This window comes from Anaeromyxobacter sp. PSR-1 (genome assembly GCF_000964525.1).
Lineage (GTDB): Bacteria > Myxococcota > Myxococcia > Myxococcales > Anaeromyxobacteraceae > Anaeromyxobacter.
This window is the reverse complement of the sequence record NZ_BAZG01000197.1, coordinates 1-7,960: the sequence shown is the minus strand read 5'-3', so window position 1 is coordinate 7,960 and position 7,960 is coordinate 1. Positions and strand designations below refer to the sequence as shown.

At 77.2% G+C, this 7,960-nt stretch carries 5 protein-coding genes and 1 tRNA gene; 3 read left to right on the top strand and 3 right to left on the bottom strand.

Annotated elements, in window-relative coordinates:
* Positions 1–223: 223 nt before the first annotated feature.
* Together PSR1_RS19890 and tadA are read right to left on the bottom strand one after the other, a co-directional pair.
* A tRNA-Ser gene (locus PSR1_RS19890) sits at positions 224–314 on the bottom strand.
* 50 nt (positions 315–364) lie between these two features.
* Positions 365–847, bottom strand: a complete 483-nt coding sequence (gene tadA / locus PSR1_RS19885) for a tRNA adenosine(34) deaminase TadA (protein WP_272946372.1) — start codon at positions 845–847, stop codon at positions 365–367.
* Between the two features lie 254 nt (positions 848–1,101).
* Between tadA and PSR1_RS19880 the strand changes: the two genes are divergently transcribed.
* Entirely contained in the window at positions 1,102–3,954 is a 2,853-nt protein-coding gene (locus PSR1_RS19880; protein ID WP_059439145.1) for an invasin domain 3-containing protein, read from the top strand.
* 51 nt (positions 3,955–4,005) lie between these two features.
* Here PSR1_RS19880 and PSR1_RS19875 read toward each other — a convergent pair whose 3' ends face one another.
* Positions 4,006–5,775 (bottom strand): radical SAM protein, encoded by a 1,770-nt coding sequence (locus PSR1_RS19875; RefSeq protein ID WP_059439144.1) that lies wholly within the window; start codon positions 5,773–5,775, stop codon positions 4,006–4,008.
* Positions 5,776–5,892: 117 nt separating this feature from the next.
* Here PSR1_RS19875 and PSR1_RS19870 point away from each other — a divergent pair, with 117 nt between their 5' ends.
* Positions 5,893–6,828, top strand: coding sequence for a thioredoxin domain-containing protein (locus PSR1_RS19870; RefSeq protein ID WP_059439143.1), 936 nt, complete (start codon positions 5,893–5,895; stop codon positions 6,826–6,828).
* Positions 6,795–7,960 (top strand): DUF4388 domain-containing protein (locus PSR1_RS19865; RefSeq protein ID WP_059439142.1); only part of this gene is annotated, 1,166 nt, incomplete at its 3' end. The genes PSR1_RS19870 and PSR1_RS19865, both read left to right, overlap by 34 nt.

The window sequence follows — 7,960 nt, the reverse complement described above, 5'->3', positions numbered from 1 at the left end:
AGACCCCCTGCTCGCTCCGGCCCACGCTCATCCGCGTGGGCCTGCGCTCGCTGAGGTTACTGCTCCAAACGCCATCCGCGGGCGTGGCCGCGTTTCAGCTTCATCCGGAGCGCTCGGTCCCCTTCGCTTCGCTCGGGGACCTGCGCTCCCTTGCTTCCCGACCTCTCGTCCGGCCTCTGCTGTCCTCGCGTTCGGCGAGCGAGCCCGCAGTCGTGGTCCAAATTGGCGGAGAGCGAGGGATTCGAACCCCCGGTACCGTTGCCGGTACACCTGATTTCGAGTCAGGCGCCTTCGACCAGCTCGGCCAGCTCTCCGCGGGCGGGTTTAACCGATCTCCCGGGGCGTGCCAAGGGGGAAGGCTCGCCTACCCCTCGCCGCCGTTGCCGTTTCCGGTCCCGGCGCCCCGGCGGGCCCGGAAGAAGGCCCGGAGGAGCTCGCCGGACTCCTCGGCCAGCAGGCCGCGCTCCACCGGGAACCGGTGGTTCAGGCGGGGATCCGTCGACAGGTCCTGGAGCGAGCCGACGCAGCCGGCCTTGGGGTCGCTCGCCCCGTAGACCAGCCGGTCGATGCGGGCGAGCACCATGGCGCCGGCGCACATGGCGCAGGGCTCGAGCGTCACCACCACCGTCACGCCGGTGAGGCGCCAGCGCCCGAGGGTGCGCGCCGCCTCCTGGATGGCGAGGAGCTCGGCGTGGGCGGTCGGATCGCGGGCCGCCTCGCGGGCGTTCGCGCCGCGGCCGACCACGCGGCCCTCGAACAGCGCCACCGCGCCGACCGGCACCTCGCCGCGGGCCGCCGCCTCGCGCGCCAGGCCCAGCGCCTCCTGCATCGCCTCGCGCTCGTCCACGGGCCCTTCATACCCCGACCGCGGGCGCCCGCGCACGCGCGCCGCCGCGCGGCGCGGGTCGCTGCGCACCCTCGGTGAATCCTCCGGGTCCCCGGCGCGACCCGCACGCCGCGTCGGGAAGCGCGCGCCCGCCCTCCACTCCTGGTCACGTCCGCGCGCGCCGGCGTTCCGCCCTGCGGAGTCCATTCACCACAGGTCGCAGTCACCGCCGGCGAAGGCCGGCCGTCCCCACCCCTCGCCGACCGGAGCCCTCCATGACGCCCACCCGCCGATCCTTGCTCGCCCTGCTCCTCGCGGCGGCCGCCTGCTCCGGCGGCGGCGGCGACGACGCCCCGACGGTCCTGCCGGTCGTCGTCACCGCCACGCCGGCGCTGGTGAAGGCGGACGGCGCCGCGACCGTCACCGTCCACGTGCGCGCCGGCAAGGGGCCGGTCGCGGTGGTGGCGAGCCGCGGCACGTTCCTCGGCACCGGCACCAGCACCGCCACGCTCCCCGCGGCCGAGGGCGACCTCACGCTCGTCACCTGCGACCAGCGCCTGAACCCCGGGTGCTGGGGCCCGGTGTCGGTGACCGCCTCCGACGCCTCGCTGGCGTACGGCCTGGCGCAGGTCACGTTCGTGGGCGCCGAGATCTGCGACAACGGCGTGCCGGACGCGGGCAACCCGGCGGCGGACTGCGCCGCGGCCGAGTGCGCCGGCGCGACCTGCCGCACCGGCGCCGGGGCGGTCGGGACCTGCGCCGCCGGCGCGTGCACGTGCACGCCCGACGCCGGGCAGTCGGGCGGCGAGACCGCCTGCGACGACGCCCGCGACAACGACTGCGACGGCGGGGTGGACTGCGCCGACGCCGGCTGCGCCGGGCGCCGCTGCCTGGCCGCGGGCGGGGCGGTGGGCGCCTGCGCCGAGGGCGCCTGCGTCTGCACGCCGGCGTCCGCCGGCGAGACCGCGTGCGGCGACGGGCGGGACGACGACTGCGACGGCCGGGTGGACTGCGAGGACGCCGACTGCGGCGGCGCGACCTGCGCGACCGCCGACGGGCGGGCCGGCGCGTGCGCCGCCGGCACGTGCGCGCCGGTCGCCTGCGATGCCACCGAGCCGGCCGAGGTGTCCTGCGCGAACCGGCTCGACGACGACTGCGACGGCCTGGTGGACTGCGCCGAGACCGCCTGCGACGGGCAACCGTGCGACGCCGCGGCCGGCGCGCGCTGGGCCTGCCGCAACCGCCGCTGCACCGACCTCGCCTCCGGCGTGGCGCTGGCGCTCGCCCCGGCGCGCGGCCGCATCCCGGCCGACGGCCGCGCCACCACCGCCGTCACCGTGACGCTCGCGCGCGAGGGCGTGCCCGCGGCCGGCGAGCAGGTGGTGCTGACCACCACGCTGGGCGCGTTCCAGTCCGAGGCCGGCCCGGCCGCGAGCGTCACCGTCACCACCGACGGCGCCGGCGTGGCGGCGGCCACCTTCGTCTCCGCCGCGCAGGGCGGCACCGCGCGCCTCACCGCCCGCCTCGCCGCCGTGCCGGTCGAGACCACCGCCTCGGTGCGGATGCCGGCGCTGGCGCAGATCTCCGCGCAGCCCGCGCCGGCGTTCCCGGTGATGGGCGTGCGCGACTCCGGCTGGAACGAGTCGAACGCGGTGACGTTCACGCTGGTCGGCGACGACGGCCTCGCCTACCCGGACGGCCTGGAGGTCTACCTCGAGCACCCGCGGCTGGGCGGCTCCGACCTGCACGGCGCGATCCCGTGCGCCGTGCCGGGCCCGGCGTGCAGCGCGGTGCGCACCGCGACCACCTCCGGCGGCGCCGCCCCGGACTCGCTCGGCCAGGCGCGCGCCACGCTGCAGTCCGGCACCGTGGCCGGCACGCTCACCATGACCGCCACCGCGACCGCCGGCGGCCAGACCCGCTCTGCCGCGCTCCAGCCCGGCGTGCCCGTCGTCGGCGCCCGGCCCAGCGCCGGCGCGTTCACGCTGGTGTGCAGCCCGGAGAACGTGGAGGCGCTCGCCGAGACCGACTGCGGCGCGTCGCTGGTGGACGCGGCCTTCACCTGCGTGGCGGTGCTGCAGGACCGCTACCAGAACGTGCTCGGGCGCGCGACCGCGGTGACGTTCCACTCCGAGGCGAGCCGCGCCGCCATCGCGCGCACCACGCCCGACCTCCAGCCCGGCATGGACCCGTCGGCGCAGCGCGACCTCGGCCTCGCGTCCGGCCTGTTCGCGACGCTGGGCGGCTACCTGCCGGAGGACGTGGCGCCGCGCGCCGGCGAGCCGTCGGTGACGTACGCCGACGCGTGCGGCACCCGCACGCACAACCCGCGCGACGGCGTGGTCTCGGTGATCGCGGTGGCCGACGGCGAGGAGGCGTTCACCGACCTCGACGGCGACGGCCGCTACGACGCCGGCGAGCCGTTCGTGGACCTGCCGGAGCCGTTCGTGGACGCCGACGACGACGGGCAGCACGATCCGGGCGAAGCGTTCGTGGACGTGGACGGCTCGGGCGACTGGACCGCGGCGAACGGCCGGTGGGACGCGCTCGCGAAGGTCTGGACGCAGACGGTGGTGCTGTTCACCGGCGTCCCGCTGCCGGCCGCGCCCGCGCCGGGCGGCGCGGGCCTGCTCGGGACCCGCTGGGCCGCGCTCCCCGCCGCCGGCGAGGGCGCGTGCACCCCGACCGCCCCGGCCGCCCCGTTCGCGCTCGTCGCCGGCGAGGTGCCCACCCGGGCGACCTACGCGGTGTACGCGGCGGACGTGAACCTGAACCTGCTCCCGGCGGCCACCTCCTACGCCGTCGCGGTGCGCGACCCGTCGAAGATCGCCGCCGCCTACCGCGGGCTCGACGCCTACCCGGACGGCCGCGGCCTCGAGTTCACCTACCAGCCCTGCAACGCGGCGGGCGCGTGCGGCACGCGCTGCCCTGTGGACAGCGTGGGGCCGTGCCGGATGGTGGCGCGGCTCGGCGGGTTCACCTGCGGCGTGGGGGCGTCGGTGACGCTCACCGCAGGCAAGGAGGCGGACCCCTACGCGCCGAGCGAGGTGGACTGGATCGTGGACGCGCCCATCCCGCTGCCGCTGGAGGTCCCCATCACCGGGACCAGCGCGGCCCCGGCGCCCTGATCCCGCCGTCCGCTCCGGGCCCGTCGGCGGGCCCCGGGGCGGGCGCGCCGTTCAGGCGGGGCGGGCCGGCGCGGCCAGCTGGACCACCGCCGGCTCGAGCTCCGGGTGGTCGGCGCAGTCGAGGCCGCAGGCGCGGCAGGTGTCCACCGCGCACTTGGGCGTGAGCTTCGAGGCGACGCCGCGGCGGAGCTCGCGGGCCAGGAACCGCTTCTCGAGGCCCTGGTCGACGAAGTCCCAGGGCAGCGTCTCCTCGACGCCCGCCTCGCGCAGCACGAAGAAGTCCGGATCGTGGGGCCAGCGCGCCAGCGCCTTGCGCAGGTCGCCGCCGGTCTCGCGGTGCGCCAGCTCGAGCAGGTCCGCCACCCGGCGGTCGCCGCGCGAGAGCAGCGTCTGGAGGTAGGCCTCGCGCGGGCTGAAGAAGTCCACGTCGATGCCGAGCGGCCGCAGCGTCCGCTCCAGCAGCTTGCGCTTCGCCTCCAGGCACTTGCGGTCGTGCATGGGCAGCCACTGGAACGGCGTCCACGGCTTCGGCACGAACGGGTTCACCGAGAGCGAGATGCGCCCCATGCGCCCGCGCTTGCGGGCCCATGGCAGCATCACCTCCTCGCGGATGCGCACCGCGATCCGCGCCATCCCCAGCACGTCGTCGTCGGTCTCGCCGGGCAGCCCGCACATGAAGTACATCTTCACGTGCTGCATCCCCTGCGAGAGCGCGTTCTCCGCCGCCTGGACGATCTGGTCGTCGGTGAAGTCCTTGTTGATCACCCGGCGCATCTTCTCGGTGCCGGCCTCGGGCGCGATGGTGATCGACCGCTCGCCGCCCTCGGCCATGCGCCGGGCCAGCGGCGCCGTGATGGCGTCCACGCGCAGCGACGACGGGCTGAAGGTGCCGCCCTGCTCGCCGATGGAGCAGGTGAGCGCGTCGAGGCCGGTGTAGTCGCTCGTGTCCGGGCCGATGAGCCCGATGCGCTGGCCGCGGGCGATCCCCTCGCGCACCTCGGCGCGGAGCCGCTCCAGGTCCACCTCGCGGTACGGGCGCTGCACGAACCCCGCGGCGCAGAACCGGCACCCCCACAGGCAGCCGCGCGCCACCTCGGTGAGGAACAGGTCGCCGAACTGCGCGTCGGGGCTGTCCACCACCCGCGAGGTGGGCACCTGCCGGAGGTCCGGGACGTAGCAGCGCCGCACGCGCTCCGGCGCGCCCTCGCGCGGCGCGAAGCGGGTGACCCAGGCGTCGCGCGGATCCCGCGTGTCGGAGTACTCGACGTCGTACAGCCCGGGCACGTAGCCGCCCGGCAGCCGGGCCAGGCGCCGGAGCAGGTCGGCGCGGGCGGGCCGCTCCTCGCGGGCGGCGCGGGCGAGCCCCAGGAACGGACCGACCAGCTCCTCGCCCTCGCCCACCAGGAACGCATCGAAGAACGGCGCCAGCGGCTCGGGGTTGATCTGCACGGCGATGCCGCCCCCGAGCACGAGCGGGTGGCGCTCGTCGCGATCCGCGCTGCGGAGCGGCAGGCCGGCCCGGTCGAGGAGCTCGAGGACGTGGGCGTCGTCGTCCTCGAAGGAGAGCGAGAACGCGACCACGTCGAAGTCGCGCAGCGGCCGGCCGGACTCGACCGTGCGCGGCTCGCCGCCGTCCTCCGGCAGGAAGGCCCGCTCGCAGGCGGCCCCCGGGTCGGCGTTGAACAGCCGGTACACCGCGTGGAAGCCGAGGTTCGCCATCCCGAGCCGGTAGGCGTTCGGGTACACGAGGGCGACGCCCAGGCGCCCGCCGGGCTCCTTGCGGATGGTCCCCCGCTCCCTCGTCGGCTGCTCGCGTTCCAAGGCCGGTCCTGTCTAAGCAGACCATGGGGGCGGTGCCACGTTCAAAGCGTGCGCGCGGCGCCCACCCGCCGGCGGGTCGTACTAGAATCCCGCGACCGCGCTCCCGGGGCTCCCTCCATGACCATCTCCCGCTCGATCCTCCTCGCCGCGCTCGCGGCCCTCGGCCTCGCCGGCCTGCCCGCCTGCAAGACCGCCGCGCCCGCGCCGGGCGCCCCCGCCGCCGGTGCCGGCGCAGCCCCGGAGGCGGGCGCCGCCGCCGACCCGCTCGCCGGCGTGGACCTCGACGACCTCACCCCGGAGCAGCGCGCCATCGTGCGCGACTGGGCCTCGCGGGCGTTCTGCTACTGCGGCTGCCCGCACACCGTCACGAGCTGCCTGCGCACCCACCAGCCGTGCAAGCACGCCGCGCGCATGACCCGGCTCGCGGCGCGCCTGGTGGCGGCCGGCGCGGGCCCGTCCGCCCTGCCCGGCCTGGTGGACGAGTACTACGCGTCGTTCGACCGCCGCATGGCGCTCGCCACCGACGGGTTCGGCCCGCCGCTCGGCGACCCGGCGGCGCCGGTCACGCTGCTCGAGTTCTCCGACTTCACCTGCCCCTTCTGCCGGGGCCTCCGCCCGGCGCTGGAGCGCTTCGTGGAGGAGCACCCCGGCCGCGTGAAGCTGGTCTTCAAGCCGTTCCCCATCGAGGCGCACCCCGGCGCGCTGGAGGCGGCCCAGGCCGGCGAGTGGGCGCGCGACCAGGGCATCTTCTGGCCGCTGCACGACGCGCTGTTCGAGGCGGCGGCGCCGCTCGACGTGGACGCGATCGCGGCCGCCGCGCGCGAGGCGGGCGGCGACGCGGGCGACCTGCGCGACGCGCTCGCCAGCCGGAAGTACCTGGACAAGATCCGCGTCTCGCAGGCGGAGGCGCGCGCCGCCGGCCTGCGCGGCACGCCCACGCTGTTCCTGAACGGGCGCTACCTGGCCCTGCCCGACTACTCGCCGGCCATGCTGCTGCACGCGCTGGAGGACGAGGAGGAGTGGCAGCGGCACCAGGGCTGGGAGCGCGACTGACGCGCCTGCTCGACATCGACGCCCACGGGCGGCTGGTCCCCCAGACCGACGAGGTCCGGCGCGCGCTCGCCGATCGCGCCGGGCGCTTCGTGCTCCTGCCCTCCGCGCCCGACCTGCTGGTGGCGCGCCGCACCCCGGCCACCGGGGCCGCGGCCGCCCGCCCGCGCTGCCTGCTGGCCGGCGACCTCGACGGCTTCCCGCTCGGCGACCTGGTGGCGTTCCTGCACCAGTCGCGGCTCACCGGGATCCTCACCGTCTCGTCCGGCGGGGCGGAGCGCTCGGTGGCGTTCCAGGAGGGCGAGGTGCGCGGCGCCCGCTCCAGCGCGCCCGGCGAGCGGCTGGGCGAGATCGCGGTGCGGCTCGGGCTGGTGGGGGAGGCGCAGGCGCGCGACGCGCTGCGCTCGGGGCGGCCGGTGGGCAAGGCGCTGCTCGACGCGGGCGCGCTCTCCGCGGCCGACCTGTGGAACTGCCTCCACGAGCAGGCCACGGTGGTGTTCCAGGCCATCCTGCTCGCCGGCCGCGGCACGTTCGTGCTCATGGACGAGGAGCTGCCGGAGCGCGCCGCCGCCGCGCTCACGGTGAGCACGCAGGCGCTGCTCATGGACGGCGCCCGGCGCATGGACGAGCTGGCGCTGTTCCGCGCCCGCATCCCCGGGCCCCAGGCGCGCGTGCGCCGGCGCCGCCCGCGCCGCGCGGCCGCGCTCCAGCCGCCGGAGCGCGCGCTGCTCGAGCTGGTGGACGGGAGCCGCACCGTGGCCGAGCTGGCCACGGCCGCGCACCTCGACGAGTTCGAGGCGACGAAGCTCCTCTACCACCTCGCCGAGGCGGGCCACGTCGCCGTCGAGGCCGACGAGGCCGCGGAGCCGGCCCCGGAGGCGGCGCGCCTGGCGGCGCTCGCGGAGGCCATGAACACGCTCCTGCGCGAGGTGACCGCGGCGGTGCCGGAGGCGGGCCGGCCGGCGCTGCGCGCCGCGGTGCGCGGGTTCCTCGTCGACGGCGCCGCGTCGTGGGCGCCGGTCTGGGCGCACGTGGGCCACGGCGACGACGGCGCGCTCGACCCGGCCGCGCTGGCCGCGAACGTGGGCGCGCTGGCCCCGGCCGCCGCCGCCCGGCTCCACCCGTCCGGCGATCG